Source organism: Mycobacterium sp. URHB0021 (assembly GCF_054057895.1).
On the sequence record NZ_JBSRZT010000002.1, the window covers coordinates 4,661,060 to 4,678,578 of the forward strand.

Annotated in this window: 16 protein-coding genes and 3 pseudogenes; 13 read left to right on the forward strand and 6 right to left on the reverse strand. The window is 66.3% G+C overall.

What is annotated here, in order from left to right; genetic code table 11:
* Positions 1-284: 284 nt before the first annotated feature.
* Positions 285-947: a UdgX family uracil-DNA binding protein gene (locus ACVWWN_RS25250; RefSeq protein ID WP_457146286.1), complete on the forward strand. Its 663-nt coding sequence runs from the start codon at positions 285-287 to the stop codon at positions 945-947.
* A gap of 111 nt (positions 948-1,058) precedes the next feature.
* Here the strand turns inward: ACVWWN_RS25250 and ACVWWN_RS25255 are convergent, their stop codons facing one another.
* Positions 1,059-1,856: a nitrilase-related carbon-nitrogen hydrolase gene (locus ACVWWN_RS25255; protein WP_457146287.1), complete on the reverse strand. Its 798-nt coding sequence runs from the start codon at positions 1,854-1,856 to the stop codon at positions 1,059-1,061.
* Between the two features lie 73 nt (positions 1,857-1,929).
* Between ACVWWN_RS25255 and ACVWWN_RS25260 the strand changes: the two are divergent.
* Positions 1,930-3,386 (forward strand): annotated as a pseudogene (locus tag ACVWWN_RS25260) (purine-cytosine permease family protein).
* Here the strand turns inward: ACVWWN_RS25260 and ACVWWN_RS25265 are convergent.
* Positions 3,383-3,580 (reverse strand): UbiD family decarboxylase domain-containing protein, encoded by a 198-nt coding sequence (locus ACVWWN_RS25265; RefSeq protein ID WP_457146288.1) that lies wholly within the window; start codon positions 3,578-3,580, stop codon positions 3,383-3,385. The pseudogene ACVWWN_RS25260 and the gene ACVWWN_RS25265 sit on opposite strands and share 4 nt — an antisense overlap.
* A gap of 356 nt (positions 3,581-3,936) precedes the next feature.
* Between ACVWWN_RS25265 and ACVWWN_RS25270 the strand changes: the two genes are divergently transcribed.
* Positions 3,937-4,470 (forward strand): TIGR02444 family protein, encoded by a 534-nt coding sequence (locus tag ACVWWN_RS25270; RefSeq protein WP_457146289.1) that lies wholly within the window; start codon positions 3,937-3,939, stop codon positions 4,468-4,470.
* Between the two features lie 158 nt (positions 4,471-4,628).
* Complete coding sequence (locus tag ACVWWN_RS25275) at positions 4,629-4,991, forward strand: flavoprotein (RefSeq protein WP_457146290.1); 363 nt, start codon at positions 4,629-4,631, stop codon at positions 4,989-4,991.
* Between the two features lie 39 nt (positions 4,992-5,030).
* Here the strand turns inward: ACVWWN_RS25275 and ACVWWN_RS25280 are convergent, their stop codons facing one another.
* Positions 5,031-5,777, reverse strand: coding sequence for a DUF899 domain-containing protein (locus ACVWWN_RS25280; RefSeq protein WP_457146291.1), 747 nt, complete (start codon positions 5,775-5,777; stop codon positions 5,031-5,033).
* Positions 5,778-5,869: 92 nt separating this feature from the next.
* Between ACVWWN_RS25280 and ACVWWN_RS25285 the strand changes: the two genes are divergently transcribed.
* A complete protein-coding gene (locus ACVWWN_RS25285; protein ID WP_457146292.1) occupies positions 5,870-6,598 on the forward strand; it encodes an MgtC/SapB family protein in 729 nt (242 codons plus the stop codon).
* A 57-nt stretch (positions 6,599-6,655) separates the two neighbouring features.
* Here the strand turns inward: ACVWWN_RS25285 and ACVWWN_RS25290 are convergent.
* Positions 6,656-6,955: pseudogene (locus ACVWWN_RS25290) on the reverse strand (helix-turn-helix domain-containing protein); the annotation flags it as partial.
* Between the two features lie 26 nt (positions 6,956-6,981).
* On the opposite strand from ACVWWN_RS25290, the pseudogene ACVWWN_RS25295 reads away from it, so the two are divergent.
* The 7 genes and pseudogenes from ACVWWN_RS25295 to ACVWWN_RS25325 all read left to right on the forward strand — a co-directional run.
* Positions 6,982-7,337, forward strand: a pseudogene (locus ACVWWN_RS25295) (GMC oxidoreductase); the annotation flags it as partial.
* A gap of 96 nt (positions 7,338-7,433) precedes the next feature.
* Entirely contained in the window at positions 7,434-8,990 is a 1,557-nt protein-coding gene (locus ACVWWN_RS25300) for a GMC family oxidoreductase (protein ID WP_457146293.1), read from the forward strand.
* Positions 8,991-9,091: 101 nt separating this feature from the next.
* Complete coding sequence (locus ACVWWN_RS25305; RefSeq protein WP_457146294.1) at positions 9,092-10,648, forward strand: GMC family oxidoreductase; 1,557 nt, start codon at positions 9,092-9,094, stop codon at positions 10,646-10,648.
* 7 nt (positions 10,649-10,655) lie between these two features.
* Positions 10,656-11,390, forward strand: a complete 735-nt coding sequence (locus ACVWWN_RS25310) for a 5'-methylthioadenosine/adenosylhomocysteine nucleosidase (RefSeq protein WP_457146295.1) — start codon at positions 10,656-10,658, stop codon at positions 11,388-11,390.
* 6 nt (positions 11,391-11,396) lie between these two features.
* Positions 11,397-12,119, forward strand: coding sequence for a hypothetical protein (locus tag ACVWWN_RS25315; protein ID WP_457146296.1), 723 nt, complete (start codon positions 11,397-11,399; stop codon positions 12,117-12,119).
* 39 nt (positions 12,120-12,158) lie between these two features.
* Positions 12,159-12,842 carry a hypothetical protein gene (locus ACVWWN_RS25320; protein WP_457146297.1) on the forward strand — a complete coding sequence of 228 codons (684 nt, stop codon included), beginning with the start codon at positions 12,159-12,161 and terminating at the stop codon, positions 12,840-12,842.
* Positions 12,842-13,357, forward strand: a complete 516-nt coding sequence (locus ACVWWN_RS25325) for a hypothetical protein (RefSeq protein ID WP_457146298.1) — start codon at positions 12,842-12,844, stop codon at positions 13,355-13,357. The genes ACVWWN_RS25320 and ACVWWN_RS25325 overlap by 1 nt, the downstream gene beginning before the upstream one ends.
* Here ACVWWN_RS25325 and ACVWWN_RS25330 read toward each other — a convergent pair.
* The gene (locus ACVWWN_RS25330; protein ID WP_457146299.1) at positions 13,311-14,726 is read right to left on the reverse strand and encodes an MFS transporter; all 1,416 of its coding nucleotides are present in this window, start codon (positions 14,724-14,726) and stop codon (positions 13,311-13,313) included. The two genes, ACVWWN_RS25325 and ACVWWN_RS25330, sit on opposite strands and share 47 nt — an antisense overlap.
* Before the next feature lie 55 nt (positions 14,727-14,781).
* On the reverse strand, positions 14,782-16,941 hold the full coding sequence (uvrB, locus tag ACVWWN_RS25335) for an excinuclease ABC subunit UvrB (protein ID WP_457146300.1): 2,160 nt from the start codon (positions 16,939-16,941) through the stop codon (positions 14,782-14,784).
* 90 nt (positions 16,942-17,031) lie between these two features.
* On the opposite strand from uvrB, the gene ACVWWN_RS25340 reads away from it, so the two are divergent.
* Entirely contained in the window at positions 17,032-17,508 is a 477-nt protein-coding gene (locus tag ACVWWN_RS25340; protein ID WP_457149273.1) for a DUF402 domain-containing protein, read from the forward strand.
* Positions 17,509-17,519 lie beyond the last annotated feature (11 nt).

Here is a 17,519-nt window from a genome sequence, read left to right on the forward strand (position 1 = left end):
ACAAGAGTTCATTTGACGACACCCGTACGTGTGCCCCCCCGAAAACAAATCCGGTTCTACCGGCACCGATGGTAGCGGGGGACGATGTCAGGGTGCGCGTGCAGTGAGCGAAGCGACCCGGGCGATGGCCGCATCGCCCGCGTCGCACCGGCGTTGCTGGAGTGATCCACGTCAACTTTGCCCGGCAGTGGCGCGATCGCACCGTCGCCCACCCGAGCCCTCCGCACCGCAACCAGACGCGTCCGTCAGGTGGTGAAGCCCACCGGTCGGGGTACCCGGGCGGCATGGCAGCCGATACCGCAGCGGACTTCGTCCCCGACACCCGTGATCTCGACGAGATGGCGACGGCCGCCCAGAGCTGCAAGGGCTGCAACCTGTATCTCGATGCCACCCAGGTGGTGTTCGGCGCTGGAGCGCCCGATGCCGACATGGTCCTGGTCGGCGAACAGCCCGGTGATCAGGAGGACAAGGCCGGGAGGCCGTTCGTCGGACCCGCGGGCAGGTTGCTCGACAAGGCGCTCGCCGCCGCCGGGATCGACCGTGATCGGGTGTATGTCACGAACGCCGTCAAGCACTTCAAGTTCACCCTGCCCGAGCGCGGCAAACGGCGCATCCACAAGACGCCCAGCCGAACCGAGGTGGTGGCGTGCCGACCGTGGCTTCTCGCAGAATTGGCCGCAGTGGAGCCCGACGTGGTGGTGCTTCTGGGCGCGACGGCAGCAAAGGCATTGATGGGCAGCTCGTTTCGGCTCACCGCCCATCGCGGCGAAAAACTCCGCCTGCCCGCCGGCGAGGAGATCGCGCAATCGGAGTTCGATCCGGCGGTCGTGGTGTCCACCCACCCGTCGGCCGTGCTGCGTGGGCCGTCCGAACGTCGGGAAGAAGCCTTCGACGCCCTGGTCTCGGATCTGCGGTTCGCCGCGGGACTGCTTGCAGGTAAGCCATGATCTGCTGAATGCAACGGGTTCCTCAGCGGGCGGGCAACCGCAACCAACTCGCGGTGGTGAACATTTCGCCGTAACCGCCACTGCCGCGAGATCTTCGATGTCGCTGCAGCGTCAGTAGAGGTCGGTGCGGCGGTCGGCGAACAAATCGACGTGTTCGGTGAGCGTCTTGTCATGGGTGGCGGACAGGTCGACGTCGGCGATCGCCATGCTCGTGCCTGCACCCGCGGAGGCCACCACCCACCCATCGGGATCGACGACGGCGGTGCCCTCGGTCCAGCGCTGACCCCGCTCTTCTCCGGTCCGGTCGCAGCACGCAACGGCGATCTTGTTGGTGCGAGCCGTGGACATCGCCGTGATGACCTCACCGGGACGTTCGCCTTCGGGTCGCGGGAACAGCGGCCAGTTGACGGGCGCGGCGATCAGCTCAGCCCCATCGAGCGCCACCCGCCGCGTGAGTTCGCCGAATTCGATGTCGTAACAGATCATCACCGCGATGTCGCCGTACTCGGTCTGGACCACGGGCGGCAACACGTCGCCCGCGGTGAAGATCAGCTTCTCGTGATCCCACAGATGGGTCTTGCGGTAGTGCGCCATCACCCCGTCGGCATCGACCATCACCGCACTGTTGTAGAGCCTGTTGTCGAGGCCGAGCTCGCAGAACCCGCAGACTACAATTGAACTACCCACGGCTGCAGACCAATTGGTGAATACCTGGTCGGCAGTCGTGAGCGCGAGCCCTCGCGCTTCGGCCGCATCGGAGAACATGTAACCCGACGTGGCGAGTTCGGGCAGCACGATGACGTCGGCGCCCGCTCGCACCGCGTCGCGGATCTGCGACTCGATAAGCTCGGCGTTGGCCGCCATGTCGCCGATGGTCGGAGCAATCTGGCAGCAGGCGATGCGGGTCATGGTCGAAGGCTACGGGAACGCCCCGCCGATGAGGCGCTCGACAATCTGTCTATTGCCAATCGCCGGGTTGGACATGTGGGCCCTGGTGCGGCATCGCCGGACGGCGCATGGTGTGTCGGTGGAATCAGCAGCATCCGGCCTGATCGAGACCAGGTCCATCGACTACGTCCCGGACACAGAGCGCCACGGAAAGGTGAGCCACCAGGGGCCGTTCTGGTTCGTCGGCAATTTCCAGCCGTTCACGCTCGCCCTTGGCTTCGTCGGCCCCAGCCTGGGGCTGTCGCTGTGGTGGAGCATCGTCGCCGGCATCGCCGGTGTCGCATTCGGGACGCTCTTCATGGCGTTTCACGCGACCCAGGGCCCGGTGCTCGGCCTGCCCCAGATGATTCAGTCCAGGGCCCAGTTCGGCTTCCGCGGTGTGCTGCTGCCGCTGATCGGCACGCTGTTCACGTTCGTCGGGTTCAACGTGGTCGATGTCGTCATCATCAAGTCCGGCCTCCAGTCGATCTTCGGCTGGAACCCCGTCGTGGTGGCCGCGGTCATCACCGTCATCGCGGCGTCGCTGGCGATCTTCGGATACGACCTGCTGCACAGGTCGTTCCGCGTTCTGTTCTGGGTTTCGCTGCCGCTGTGGCTCATCCTGACCGGCAGCGTGCTGTTCGGCGGGGTCACCGGAGGGCCCGCCGCGCCCGGCGGGTTCACCTGGGTGGCGTTTCTTGCGCAGTTCGGCGTCGCGGCGTCCTACAACATCACCTATGCGCCGTACGTGTCGGATTACAGCCGTTACCTACCGCGCCACACGAAGCCGGCGGCGATCATCGCTTCGGTGTTCGTCGGGGCGGCAGGCTCCCCGGCGTGGCTGATCCCGCTCGGCGCCTGGATGGCGACTTACCTGGGTGCCAGCGACGCTCTCGCAGGCATCAACGAGACGGGTAACGCCGCCGTCTCCTACCTGGGCGCCGTACTGGCGATCGTCTCGACCCTGGTGTTGGTGGCGACGATGGGGCTCAACGCCTATAGCGGAATGCTCACCGTGGTAACGGCCCTGGACTCGTTTCGGCCCGTCAATCCGACTCGCAGCCTCCGGGTCGTCACGATCGTGGTGCTCGCCGTCGCTTGGTTCGTGATGAGCCTGCTGCTGTCCAACGCCACCACAGCGCTGAACACGACCCTGCTGATCATGCTCTTCTGCTGGTGCCGTGGACCGCGGTCAACCTGACGGACTTCTTCTTCGTCCGGCGCGGTCACTACGCGATTACAGACCTGTTCACGCCCAACGGAATCTATGGTGCGTGGTCCTGGCGCGGTCTGACCGCGTTTCTCGCCGGCATCGCCGCCGAGATCCCGTTCGTGGTGCTGCCGTTCTTCGTCGGACCGGCCGCCGCAGCGATGGGCGAAGTCGATATCGCGTTCGCGGTGGGCCTGCTGGTGTCCGGGCTCGTCTACGTCCTGGTCACCCGATCCCTGGACGTCTCCCATGAACTCGAGCTCATCGAAGCACATCCGGAACTCGCGGACCCCACCGTCTAGCACAGAGCCCGCGCAATCGCTTTCGACAGATTCTTCCCGCAGCGGTGGTTGGGCATTGCCAGAAACGACATGGTGTGCTTGTCGATGATCTTGAGACGGTAGTGACCGATATCGGGGACGCCGGTATCCGGGTCGTGGCTCACGACAATCCCCGGGGTGATGTAAGGCCCGCCGTCGTCCGGGTCGACGACCACGGGCCGAATCCGTTTCCCAGCCCGTCCAGAATGTGCCGCACCACGTTGGATTCGTCGCAGCCATAGGCGATCAAGGCACTTCGCACGCGAGTTGTACACCCCGGCCGACCAACGGGAACGCAGTACCGTTGTCCGTGCACGTCTTGCGCATCCCCTTGGCGACCACGAGTTCGAGGTCGACAGCACGGTCGACCTGAATGAGCTCCCCGTTGGCGCGCAAGGCATCGAGGAACTCGCGAAAATCCAGAGAGGCACGGTGTGATCCCCATACTTTCCGAGGTGACAAGTGGTCAGCAAACTCAAGATCTACCGTGCCGCATCATTCGAGGCGAGAGCCCCCTACCGCACGGAATTCGATGACCGGCCCACGAGACGCCTTCCAGCGGTACGTGCTTGACGTGTACGCCGGTGAAGGTGTCGCGCCAGCGTCGGTTCTGCTGCAGGATCGGCGCGGTGTCGACGTCAACGTGCTTCTGCTGGCGGCCTTCGTCGGCGCGGTAATGGGCATGTCGTTCACCAGCCGAGAGTTCGAGGCGGCCAGTGCCCGTACCAGACAGTGGCAGGACGACGTGGTCGTCCCCTTGAGAAAAGTTCGGACGCGGCTCAAGGACGGCCCCCCGCCGGCACCGGACGCGACGACGTCGGCGCTGCGTGATCGGATCAAGGCGATCGAACTCGATGCCGAGATGATCGAGCTCGACGAGCTGGCCGACTTCGTTGCCCACCTCGCCGCCCCGGCCGCACAGGGAAACGCCGAGGAACGCGCAGCATCGGCCATGCAGGCCGTGATAGGTCACGGCGCCGCGGGCGAGCCAAGCGATGACGAGAATCATGCCATCGCGGTGATCGCGTCCGCGGCAGCACGATTCGGCCGGGAGGCCGACAGATGAAACGCATCATTGTCGCGATCACCGGGGCGCCGGGCGCAATCTACGGCATCCGCACGCTGGAGTAGCTGGGGAAGGTCGACGACGTCGAGACCCACGTCATCCTCACGTCATCAGCCCAGCGGACCATCGCGCACGAGACCGACTACACGCGCGTCTAGGTGCGTGCGCTCGCCGATCACCACCACCATCCCCGGGACATCGGTGCGGCGGTGTCGTCGGGGTCGTTCGTCACGCTCGGCATGCTGGTCGTGCGTGCGGCCGACGTGTGCCTGAAGGAACGGCGTCGCGTCGTTCTGCTGCTGCGCGAGACACCCCTGCATGCCGGTCACATCGATCTGATGGCCAGGCCGACGAACACCGGCGCGATCGTCATGCCGCCCGTTCCGGCGTTCTACACGCTGCCGCGCTCGCTGGAGGACGTCGTCGACCACACCGTGTCGCGGGCTCTCGAGTTACTCGACGTCGTCGTCCCCGGTATCAAGCGTTGGGACGGCAGATCGGTGGTGCCCGACGAGGGTTGACCAAGGGTGGGCACCGCCCGACCGTCGGAACCGACATCGTCACCCGCCGGACGGCACTCCGGCGGCAACGCTTTCCTGTGGCCAGCCCGCGGGCGAATCCTCCCACGGCTCCTGCCGTCCATACGGCGTCATGTCGAGGTACGGATACCCCGGCGCGGCGTGGTCCAGGCCGCGTGCGAACGCCGAGTAGGTGTGGAATACCTCGTCGCCGCGACGCAGGAACACGCTCACGCCCGGCCAGTCCCCACGCAGGTCGTCGTCCGTCCACCCGTCGGCGTGCAGCTCGTCGAGTGACTTGTAGTTGTACTCGATCGGCGCACGACCGGCGTCGAGTGTGACGTGGTAGTCGTAGCTGAAATCGTTGTCCCGCGACGAATACCACGGGAACGTCCAGCCGTGCTCCTCGCGATATCGCGCAATGGCGGCATACGGCGCGCGCGACACACAGGCGAGCGTGACTCCCTTCGCGTGCAGGAGTGCGCGGTCCTGTTCGGTGAAGGTCAGGTCGGCGGCGGCCGTGCAACTCGGGCAGCCCCGATCCGTCGCATCGACCCACATGAAGTGGTGGATGTACAGCTGGTCACGCCCCTCGAACATGTCCGCCAGCCGGAGCTCACCGGACGGCCCCTCGAATACATAGTCCTTGTCCACCTTCACCATGGGCAGCCGGCGCCGCTCGGCGTTCACGGCGTCCCGCAGGTGGGTGGCCTCGCGCTCGCGGGCGAGCAACTTCTTGCGGGCGGCGAGCCACTGGTCACGGGTGGCGACATCGGGATACGCGGACATGGGCATCACTCCTCGATCGAACAGGCCTCGCAGATAGGGACTTCACGGCGCGGCGAAACTCATCGCACACGTCCGCGGGCTAATTTGTCCGCATGGATCTCTGGCTGGCCGATCCGCCGTTTTTCGGCGGTCCGGGACAGGGCACCCGTCAGATCGTCGAACTGTTCGTGGCCTTCGGACTGACCGCGCTGATCGGCCTGGAGCGCGAGATCCAGGGCAAGAGTGCCGGCGTGCGCACCCAGACCATCGTCGGAACGGCTGCCGCGCTGATTCTGCTCGTCAGCAAATACGGATTCACCGACGTGCTGGTCGACGGTCTGGTGGTCGTCGACCCGTCGCGTGTGGCGGCCCAAATCGTGTCGGGAATCGGCTTTCTCGGTGCGGGCATCATCATCTTCCGACGCGGCTCCGTGCACGGATTGACCACCGCCGCCGCGGTCTGGGAATCCGCGGCCATCGGGATGGCGGCGGGTGCGGGCCTGCTTCTGCTCGCCGTCACGGTGACGGCGATGCATTTCCTGATCATCGTCGGCTTCATGCCCCTGGCGAGGTGGCTCTCAGCCCGACTCAGCGGATCGGTGACGATGCACCTCACCTACGAGGAGGGTCGCGGCGTCATGAGCGCCGTATTGCAGGCGTGCGATCGGCGCCAGTGGCAGCTCACCGATCTCGCCGCCGACACTCCGGGCGAGCACAGCACCGGCGGGACCTCGGGCGTACTGCTGACGCTCTCGGGCAGAGGAATTCTCACCGCCGCGACGGTGCTGGCCGGGATCGCGGGGGTGACCGCGATCCGCCAGCTCGACGATGACTCCGACTGAAGGGTTGGTCAGCGGTGCTCGCCGTAGCGCGGGCAACGCCCCGCCGGGAAACAAACCGGCCGACCGCACCGCCTTGCGAATCGATGCCGCGACCGCGGCCACCTCGGCGGCGTCATCATCAGACACGCCCCGCCACCGCACATACGCCAGTGCGTCGGTGAGATCTTCGATCCGCGCGCGTAATTCGGCACCCTGCATCGTCAACACTTCCCCCGCGTCGAGTAGCCCGCGCAGGCGCAGCCGGCGGGCGAACTCGACCGAAAAGCCGGTGCCCGGGCCGTGTGCGACACCAGTGCCTGGAGGCCGCTCAGCTCGTTGGCGACCAGTGCCACGACGTGCCTCACCGGCGCGCGTCACGCGATCGGCGTCGAGCGTCGACCGCGACCCCCGATCTCCAGACCTGCGTTGCGGAAATCCCGTTGGCAAGCGAAGAAGCCGCGGCGGGGTTCGGCCTGCCGGAGTACGGATTCACGATGTGCGGCAGCGTGGTGCAGCCCGAGAGCCGGGGGCGAGTTCGGCTCACGGGCCCCGACCCCGACGACATGAAAGCCGCCATCGAGGTCATGTCCGGCAACGTGGGCCGTGACGAGATGGCGGTCATCGACAGCAACCTCAAGGTGCAGGACTGTGGATCGCCGACGGTTCGATCATGCCGCGGATCACCGCCGGAAACACGATGGCGCCCTGTGTCGTCATCGGCGAGCGGGCGGCCGAAATCGTGCGGGCCGCTTACCGCTAGCCGGTAGGTCACTTTGGCGCCAGCGCCAACGACTCACCGAGTTCCAACGGCAATTGTTGTTGGAACGCGAAGTCCACCAAGCGAATCGAGAATACGTTGCCTGATTCTCCCGTTGCCCCCCAGTACGACTTCATCGTCTGTGGATCTGGTTCGTCGGGATCGGTGGTCGCCGCACGGCTCGCCGAGAACTCCGATGTCTCTGTGCTGTTGCTGGAAGCCGGTGGAAACGACGACGTGCCCGAGGTGATGGAGCCGATTCGGTGGCCGATGAATCTCGGCAGCGAACGCGACTGGGGTTTCGAGGCGATGCCCAACCCACACCTCAACGGCCGGACGGTTTCCCTGTCGATGGGAAAGGTGCTCGGCGGAGGATCGAGCATCAACGTCATGGCCTGGTCGCGTGGTCACAAGAGCGGCTGGGATTACTTCGCCGCCGAGGCCGGTGACAAGTCGTGGAGCTATGAGTCGGTGCTGAACATCTACCGGCGGATCGAAGACTGGCACGGCAGCCCCAATCCGGACCATCGCGGAACGGGCGGCCCGGTGTCCGTGCAACCCGCGCAAAACCCCTGCCCGCTCGCTCCCGCCGTTGTGGATGCGGCTGTGGCCGTCGGGCTTCCGGCATTCGACAGCCACAACGGCGCAATGATGGAGGCTGCCGGTGGCGCGTCCATCATGGACCAGCGCATCCGGCACGGTAAACGGCAGTCGGTCTACCGGTCCTACGTGTGGCCCAAACGGAATCAGCCGAACCTGACGGTGCTCACCGGTGCGCTGGTCACCAAGTTGACCCTCGACGCCAACCGCGTCACGGGAGTCGAGCTTTTCCAACGAGGTTCTTCGCACATGGTGGCGGCGGGCTCTGAGGTCGTGGTCTCGCTCGGCGCAATCAACACTCCGAAGCTGCTGATGCAGTCGGGCATCGGCGACGCCGCCGACCTGCAGAAGCTGGGCATCCCGATGGTCCAGCATCTGCCCGGCGTCGGGGCGAATCACCAGGACCATCCGCGGATCAATTGCGTGTGGGAGAGCCCGGAACCGCTGGCCGCTCAGAACAGCGGCGGCGAGGTGACGTTCTTCTTCACGACCAATCCCGCTGTCGTCAGTCCCGATGTCCAGGTCTGCGTCGCGGAGTTTCCACTGGCCAGCGCCGAGGCCGTCGCCAGGTTCGGCGTGCCGGAGCACGGTTGGACGATGTGCGTAGGCCTGGTGCAACCGAAGAGTCGGGGCCGGCTTCGCCTCACCGGCCCCAATCCCGGAGATCCGGTGGAGATTGAGACCAACATGCTGGCCCACCCCGACGACATGACGGCCGCCGTCGCCGCGATCGAATTCTGTCGCCAGATGGCCGACGCGGCGCCGCTGCGGCCGTTCGTGAACCGCGACATCATGTCCGGCAACCTGACGGGTACCGAATTGGAGCACTTCGTCCGCGACGCGACCGAGACGTACTGGCATTCGTCGGGAACGGCGAAGATGGGCCGCGACGGGATGGCGGTCGTCGACGGTGACCTCAAGGTCTATGGGATGGAACGCCTGCGCATCGCCGACGCCTCGATCATGCCGCGCATCGCCACCGGAAACACCATGGCGCCGTGCGTGGTCATCGGTGAACGGGCAGCCGAGGTCCTGCGGGCCGAGCACGCGCTGTAACGCGCCTGGGCCACCGTTTCCTGCGGGGTTACCGGTGGCAGGAACCACAGTTTGGCGGCAGCCGTAAAGACAGGGACAAGCGCCGCCCGCGAGTCTGAACCATGCTCAACGATCAAATCGCACCGCGGTACGACTTCGTCGTATGCGGCGCCGGTTCATCGGGCTCGGTGGCGGCTGCGCGCCTCGCTGAGAACCCCGACGTCAGCGTGCTGCTGGTGGAGGCAGGTGGCACCGACGATGTCCCGGAGGTGATGGACGCCGCCGGCTGGCCTGCCAACCTCGGCAGCGAACGCGACTGGAGCTTCGTCGCGCAGCCCAACCCGCACCTCAACGGACGGGTGATCCCGTTGTCGATGGGCAAGGTGCTCGGCGGCGGCTCCAGCATCAACGTCATGTGCTGGGCCCGCGGCCACCAGAACGACTGGGATTTCTTCGCCGCCGAGGCCGAGGACAAGGCGTGGAGTTACGAGGCGGTACTGGACATCTACCGAAGGATCGAGGACTGGCACGGCACACCCGATCCGCGGTACCGCGGCGTCGGAGGCCCAGCCTACGTCCAGCCCGCGCCCGACCCCAACCCCCTCGCTCTGGCGATCGTCGATGGTGCCGAGAGCATCGGCATCCCACGCTACGACAGCAACAACGGTCCCATGATGGAGAGCCATGGCGGGGTGGCCATTCAGGACATCCGCGTTCGAAACGGGCGGCGGCAGTCCGCGTTCCGTGCGTACGTGGCGCCCCGTCTTGACCGACCGAACCTGACTGTGCTGACCGGTGCCCTGGTGACCCGGCTGACCTTCGACGAAACCCGGGTGAGTGGGGTCGAGTTCCGCATCGGCAACACCAACCACCGGGTTCGCGCGGGTTCCGAAGTGATCGTGTCGCTCGGCGCCATTCACACCCCGAAGGTGCTGATGCAGTCCGGCATCGGCGACGCCATGGAACTGCGCAGGTTCGGCATCCATGTGACCGCGCACCTACCCGGTGTCGGACACAATTACCAGGACCACGCGCTTGTTCCCTGCCTCTGGGAGTTGGTCGAACCGATGCCGCTACGCAACAACGGTTCCGAGGCGACGTTCTTCTGGAAGAGCGATCCGGCCCTCGACACCCCCGACATTCACATGTGCCTTATCGAGGCACCGTTCGCGAACGAGCGGACCAGATCCGATTTCGACATCCCCGAGCGTGCCTTCACGATGTGTGCGGGCGTGGCCAGGCCTAAGAGTCGCGGTCGTGTCCGCCTCACCGGCCCGTATCCAAAGGATCCTGTCGCCGTCGACGCGAACCTGCTGGCTCATCCCGACGATGTGAAGGCGGCCATCGCCGCGGTGGAACTCTGCCGGGAGGTCGCCAGCTCGCATGCGTTCCGGCCGTTGGTCAAGCGTGCAGTCGCGCCCGGCGATCTACGCGGCAACGATCTGGAGAACTATGTGCGCGACGCCACCGAGACCTACTGGCATCAGAGCAGCACCGCGAAAATGGGCACCGACCGGATGTCCGTCGTCGACGGCAGCCTGAGCGTGTACGGCATCGAGGGTCTTCGGATTGCCGACGGCTCGATCATGCCGCGCATCACGACGGGAAACACCATGGCACCGTGCATGGTCATCGGTGAACGCGCGGCTGAGATCATCAAGACGGTTCATGGCCTCTAGTCCTCCGATGCGCAACACTGGCACCGTGACCATCGGGCTGATCTGTGCCATCCCCCAGGAGCTCGACGCTCTGCGCGCAGTACTGGCGCACACCCACACCGAGCGGGCGGCGCACACCGAATTCGTCACCGGCACGGTAGACGGCCACGATGTCGTGCTGGCCGGCTCCGGAATGGGAAAGGTCAACGCTGCGCTCGTCACCACGTTGCTGGCCGACCGATTCGGTTGCCGCGCAATCGCTTTCTCGGGTGTTGCCGGCGGACTCGATCCGGCGCTCGCGATCGGAGACATCGTGGTGGCCGATCGGGTGATCCAACACGACGCCGGGGTGTTGGAAGACGAGCGCGTGCGGGTCTATCAACCCGGACACGCCCCGATCATCAATCCCACGGATCGGCTGGGCTACCTCGCCGACCCTGATCTGCTCGCCCGGGTGAGGGATAGGCTCGACGGAATGGTCGTTCCGGGTGAAATCGTCTATGGCACAGTGCTGTCCGGCGACCAATACCTGAACTGCGGGACGACGCGCGACCGGCTGCGGAACGAGCTCGGCGGCCAGGCGATCGAGATGGAAGGTGGCGCGGTCGCGCAGGTATGTGAAGCATTCGGAATTCCCTGGCTCGTCATCCGGGCGCTGTCCGACCTTGCCGGCGGCGGCGCGCTGTTCGACTTCACCACGTTCGTCGACCAGGCGGCCGCAACCTCGGCTACGATTCTGCGGCGCCTGATACCCGTCCTGTGAGGTTCCATGCCACCAAATCTGCTGACTGCCGCGCTCGACGCGCACGGCGGCTTCGACCGCTGGCAGCGGTTCAGCGCAGTCGACGCAACGATCGTCAGCGGTGGCCTGCTGTTCGAACTGAAGGGCCAACCACAGGATCCGACACCCCGGCGGATGACCGCGGCGCTGCGTCACGAGTGGTCGTCGGTCCGTGCGTTCGGCGCGGACGATCAGAAGACGGACTTCACCCCGCAACGGGTGGCAATCCTGAAGCTCGACGGCGGCGTGGTCGCGGAGCGGCTGAACCCACGCGATTCGTTCGCCGGACATGAACTCGCCACGCCGTGGGATCCCTTGCAGCGGGCCTACTTCAACGGGTATGCGTTGTGGACGTACCTGACGAGCCCATTCCTGCTCGCGCTGCCCGGAATTACCGTCGAAGAGCTCGAGCCGTTCGAGGACAACGGGGTGAGGTTGCGGGGCCTACGGGTGCTGTTCCCGCGGGAGTTCGCCAGCCACAGCACGATTCAGGAGTTCTACTTCGGGCCCGATCTGCTCCTGGCGCGACACGACTACCGGGTCGATGTCGCCGGCGGATTCTCGGCGATCCAGTACGTTTCGCAACTGATCGAAGCTGACGGCATCCTCGTACCGACCAGGCGGCGGGCGTACCGCTGTGGTGAGGACGGCAGACCCATCGCCGAGGAACTCATGGTCTCGATCGACCTGTCCGACGTCCGCTTCTCGTAGCGGTCACTGGATGTCGGCAGGTGTGACACCCTGCTAGTCGTGCCGAAGAAAATGACCGACGGCCTCCCGATGTTCGGGGACGCCGGCCGCTTCGTGGCGCTGCCGACGTGGCTGGCGGCCGGTATGTCGCTGGCGGCCGCCGGCGTCGCAGCCACCCGTGGCCCGGGTGCCCTGGCGGCCGCGGCGGTGCTGGCCCCGATGGTGTGGGCGTTCGGCAGGTTGCACCGTCACGCGCCGTCGGCCGACACGACGTCCGACCTCGTGGCACAGGTACTCGGCATGCGCGCAGGGATTTTCGTCGGACTGTTGCAGCTTGTCGGATGCCTGTTGTTGGGTGCCGGCTTCGCGGAGGGCGTCGGGCTGGCCGTACCGCTGTGGTTCACGCGGGACGTGGATGCGGTGCACGCCGGTTCGTGGTGGCCGGCATGTTCGGTCGCCGCGGTGATCCTCGCGGCCGCGCTGACCTACTTCTGCCGGACGTGGATCGTGGTGTGCATCGCCGCGGTCGTCGGGGTCGCCGGTGTGCTGGTGTACTTCTACATCGCGCTGGCGATCGCGGCCCGCGCCGCGGCCGGAAGCGTGTCGCAATCCGTGGACGCCGCGATGACGTCGCAGCCGCCACTGGCGACCGCGGCCCTGCTCACCACCCTCGGACTGGCCTTGCTGGGCATCGAGGCTGTCACCACACTGAGCGATCGGGTGAGTTCGACGAGTCGTGGATAGTGCTGTTGAACGCCGACTTCTTCGACAGTGCCGGCAGCTGTTGGCTGGTGTCCGGGTCACTGGCGCTGGGATCCGCCGCGTTGCTCGCGATCACGCTCGCGGCGGTACGCGTCGCGGCCCGGCTCACGCAGCAGATAACTCACCGGCAAGATATCGGCGCCGCCACCATCGGAGCCGCATCCTTGTTGTCTCTGCTCGTCATCGTCGTGACCCAGGATTGGGGCGGAGCCGGGTCGAAGCTGGTCTTTGTGGCGCCACTGTTACTGCTTATGGTGTACATCGCTGTCGCCGAGGCGAACTCGCGCTTACCGGGATCGGGCGAAGCGGCGATGGCGGTACGACTCCTGATGCCGGCGCTCACCGTGCTCATCGTGCTGGTCCTGTTGCAGTGCTACGACTTCGACGCGACGTTGCTCTGGTCCATCGCACTTGCCGCCGCCGCGGGCGCCGTCGCCGCGATGACGGCGCTCAGGATGTCTGACGACCGGAGTCCGAGCCGACAACGCCTGACCTGAACGACGCGACCGCGCCGGAAGCGGCCAGCACGGCGAAGGTCGCGAACAGCCAGCGCGCCGGCGCCGCGTCACCGGATTCGGTCATATTGACCACCACACCGGCCAGGCCGGCGCCGAACGCACCGAACATCAACTGCACCGTGTTGATCGCCGCCGCCGCCCGACCGCCCTCGGCGCGGTCGTCGACGCAGCCCATCGCCCATGCCGACAGGTGCGGCCACGCCATCCCGACGCCGATGCCGGTGACCATGAGGGCGATCGCCCAGATCGCGATCAGACCGGCCGACGCATCCTGGACTTGACTGAACGCTGCAATCGCCAGGCCGACGGCCATCACCAACGGCGCGACGGCCACGATCCGCACGATCGCCTGCGGTCGGGTCACCGATGCGCTCGCGATCTCGCTGATCGTCCAGCCGATGGCGAGCGCCACCCCCAGGAAGCCTGCGGCGACGGGCACCAGATGTGCGAGTCGCTGTCCGAACAGCGGCACATACAGGTCGACCATGGTGGCGGCCATCAGCATGCCGAGGGTGAGATAGATCCACTTGAGCGGGCCCGGCCGAAAGACCGAGGGAGGCAATACGGCGGCCACCGTCCGGCGATCGACCAACAAGAACAACGCCACCAAACCTGCACCCGCCGCGAGCAGGGCTGCCGTCCACCACACATTTCGCGTGATGCCGGCGACGCTGACCGCCAACGCCGCTGAACCGAGCAACAGTAGCGACCACACCGGGATCCGGTCCCGCACGATCGCGGCGCCCGCGGCGCGGCCTGGAAGCGCGAACGGAACCAGCACCGCGATGCCCGCTGCCAGGGCGACGAGCACACCGAATGCCCAACGCCACGAACCGAATTGTGCGAAGAAGCCGCCGGCGGCCGGGCCCAGCAGCGTACCGACCCCCCACATCGCCGACACGAGCGCGGAGGCCTTGGTCCATAAGGACTGCGGCAGCGCGGAATTGATCACTGCGTAGCCGAGCCCCGCGAGCAGACCGCCGGCGGCGCCCTGGACGATGCGGCCTGCCAACAGGAACTCCATTGTTGGGGCCACCGCGCAGAGCAGACTGCCCAGTCCGAACACACCCAGTCCCGCAAGGTAGGCCCACCGCGGTCCCACCCGCGCCAAGGTGGCGCTCACGGTCGTGGCCGCAGCCACCGAGGCGACCAGGTACACGGTGGTGACCCACGCGTACAGGGGCTGACCGCCGATTTCCGCGACGGCGCTGGGCAGCAGGCTGATCGTGAGGAACTCGTTGGTCGCATACAGCGCGACGCCGCCGGCAAGCACGGTGGACGCGCCGAGGTTCTTGGGGCCGAGGAGGTCCCGCCACCCGCCGCGCACCACCGCGCCGATCTGCGTCATGGCGACCACGCTAAGAGCTCAACCACACTTGAGATCAAGTGTTCGCCGCAAAGAGTTATTTCAGGCCCGCGGCGTCCATGCCCCGGAGCTCCTTCTTCAGATCCGCGATCTCGTCGCGGATCCGGGCGGCCAGCTCGAACTGGAGGTCCCGCGCGGCCGCCATCATCTGTGCGGTGAGGTCCTTGATCAGGTCGGCGAGCTCGGCCCTCGGCATGTTGGAGGTGTCACGGCCCTCGTACACGCCCGCGCTGACGGCGCGGCCCGGTTCACCCTGGGCGCGGCGCCCCCGCGATGCATTCCGCCCGGATCCCCCGACCTCGACAGCCTCGGTGTCGTCGGCTTCCCGGTACACCTGGTCGAGAATGTCAGCGATCTTCTTGCGTAGCGGCGTCGGGTCGATGCCGTGTTCCTCGTTGTAGGCGATCTGCTTGGCCCGACGGCGATCGGTCTCGTCGATGGCTTCGCGCATCGAATCGGTGATCTTGTCGGCATACATGTGCACCTCGCCGGACACATTTCGCGCCGCGCGCCCGATGGTCTGAATCAGGCTGCGCGCAGACCGCAAAAAGCCCTCCTTGTCGGCGTCGAGGATGGACACCAACGAGACCTCCGGCAGGTCGAGGCCCTCACGCAGCAAGTTGATGCCGACCAGCACGTCGTATTCGCCCAGCCGCAGCTGTCGCAGCAGCTCTACCCGGCGCAGCGTGTCGACCTCGGAATGCAGGTAGCGCACCCGGATGCCCAGCTCCAGCAGGTAGTCCGTCAGGTCTTCGGCCATCTTCTTGGTCAGCGTCGTGACCAGCACCCGCTCGTCGCGCTCGGTGCGCTTCCGGATCTCTCCGATCAGGTCGTCGATCTGGCCCTTGGTCGGCTTGACGACCACCTGCGGGTCGACCAGGCCGGTCGGCCGAATGACCTGCTCGACGAACTCACCGCTGGACTGGCTGAGCTCGTACGGGCCGGGCGTCGCCGACAGGTACACCGTCTGCCCGATCCGGTCGGCGAACTCCTCCCAGGTCAGCGGCCGGTTGTCGACGGCCGACGGCAGCCGGAACCCGAAGTCGACCAGGTTGCGCTTGCGGGACATGTCGCCCTCGTACATGCCGCCGATCTGTGGCACGGTCACATGCGACTCGTCGATGACCAGCAGGAAGTCCTCGGGGAAGTAGTCGAGCAGCGTCGCGGGCGCCGACCCGGCGGGCCGGGCGTCGATGTGCCGTGAGTAGTTCTCGATGCCCGAGCAGAAGCCGACCTGGCGCATCATCTCGACGTCGTAGTTGGTACGCATGCGGAGCCGCTGCGCCTCGAGCAGCTTGCCCTGCCCTTCCAATTCGGCCAGCCGCTCCTCGAGTTCGGCCTCGATGGTCGAAATGGCGTGCGCCATCCGTTCCGGGCCGGCCACGTAGTGCGTCGCCGGGAACACCCGAAGCGAGTCGACCTTGCGCACCACGTCGCCGGTCAGCGGATGCATGTAATAGAGGGCCTCGATCTCGTCACCGAAGTACTCGATCCGCACGGCGAGTTCCTCATACGACGGGATGATCTCGACCGTATCGCCGCGCACCCGGAACGAGCCACGGGTGAAGGCCATGTCGTTGCGGGTGTACTGCACATCGACCAGCAGGCGCAGCAGCCCATCCCGGGGCACCTCGTCGCCGACGTTGAGCTCGACCGACCGGTCCAGGTAGGACTGCGGTGTGCCGAGGCCGTAGATGCAGGACACCGACGCCACCACCACCACGTCGCGACGCGACAGCAGGCTCGATGTCGCGGAGTGCCTCAGCCGCTCCACGTCGTCGTTGATCGAACTGTCCTTCTCGATGTAGGTGTCGGTCTGTGCGATGTACGCCTCGGGCTGGTAGTAGTCGTAGTACGAGACGAAATACTCAACGGCGTTGTGCGGCAACATTTCTCGCAGCTCATTGGCGAGCTGGGCAGCCAGCGTCTTGTTCGGCGCCATCACCAGCGTCGGCCGTTGCAGCCGCTCGATCAGCCATGCCGTGGTCGCCGACTTGCCGGTACCGGTCGCCCCCAGCAACACGACGTCGCGCTCCCCCGACTGAATCCGCCGCTCGAGTTCTTCGATGGCGGCCGGCTGGTCGCCGGCCGGGTCATACTCGCTGACCACCTCGAAGCGCCCGCCCGCCCTGACAATGTCATCGACCGCGCGGTACTCCGAATGCGCGAGTACGGGGTGTTCGGTAGCAAAAGCCATATTCACCAGGGTAGAACCTGGTACCGACATCATCGATTCCCGCACACTATTCTTGACCGCATCCACGCTCCCAAGAACGAGACGTTCGACCTGGTCGGCCGGACCAACACCGACCCGAAGGGCATCGTGCGGGCCGTCGACGTCTACACCGTCGAGCCGTGGGGCCTCTACCTGGCGCGGCCGACGCCGGGCCGGGCCCAGTTCCACTACCTGGAGTCCTGGCTGCTGCCGTCGCTGGGACTACGGGCGACGGTGTTTCACTTCAATCCCGGCTACGAGCTCGACCAGGACTATTACCTCGACATCGGCCGGTACACGCCCGGCCCGGCGGCGTGGCATTCCGAGGACCATTACCTCGATCTGGTCGTTCGGACCGGCGCCGGGGTGGAACTGCTCGACGTCGGCGAGCTGCTTACCGCCGTCCGGCACGGGCTGCTCACCGCCGAGACCGGCGTGCGGGCCGTCCAGACGTCGGTGACCACAGTCGATGGGCTGTCCAGGCACGACTACGACCTCGACCGGTGGCTTGCCGGGCTCGGCATGACGCTGACCTGGCGCGGGGCATAGTCCCGCCACGG

Bases quoted from the DNA above. Each gene is read 5' to 3' on its own strand.
- ACVWWN_RS25250 (WP_457146286.1), top strand. From the start codon at position 285: ATGGCAGCCGATACCGCAGCGGACTTCGTCCCCGACACCCGTGATCTC.
- ACVWWN_RS25255 (WP_457146287.1), bottom strand. From the start codon at position 1,856: ATGACCCGCATCGCCTGCTGCCAGATTGCTCCGACCATCGGCGACATG.
- ACVWWN_RS25270 (WP_457146289.1), top strand. From the start codon at position 3,937: ATGACCGGCCCACGAGACGCCTTCCAGCGGTACGTGCTTGACGTGTAC.
- ACVWWN_RS25280 (WP_457146291.1), bottom strand. From the start codon at position 5,777: ATGTCCGCGTATCCCGATGTCGCCACCCGTGACCAGTGGCTCGCCGCC.
- ACVWWN_RS25285 (WP_457146292.1), top strand. From the start codon at position 5,870: ATGGATCTCTGGCTGGCCGATCCGCCGTTTTTCGGCGGTCCGGGACAG.
- ACVWWN_RS25305 (WP_457146294.1), top strand. From the start codon at position 9,092: ATGCTCAACGATCAAATCGCACCGCGGTACGACTTCGTCGTATGCGGC.
- ACVWWN_RS25310 (WP_457146295.1), top strand. From the start codon at position 10,656: ATGCGCAACACTGGCACCGTGACCATCGGGCTGATCTGTGCCATCCCC.
- ACVWWN_RS25315 (WP_457146296.1), top strand. From the start codon at position 11,397: ATGCCACCAAATCTGCTGACTGCCGCGCTCGACGCGCACGGCGGCTTC.
- ACVWWN_RS25330 (WP_457146299.1), bottom strand. From the start codon at position 14,726: ATGACGCAGATCGGCGCGGTGGTGCGCGGCGGGTGGCGGGACCTCCTC.
- uvrB (WP_457146300.1), bottom strand. From the start codon at position 16,941: ATGGCTTTTGCTACCGAACACCCCGTACTCGCGCATTCGGAGTACCGC.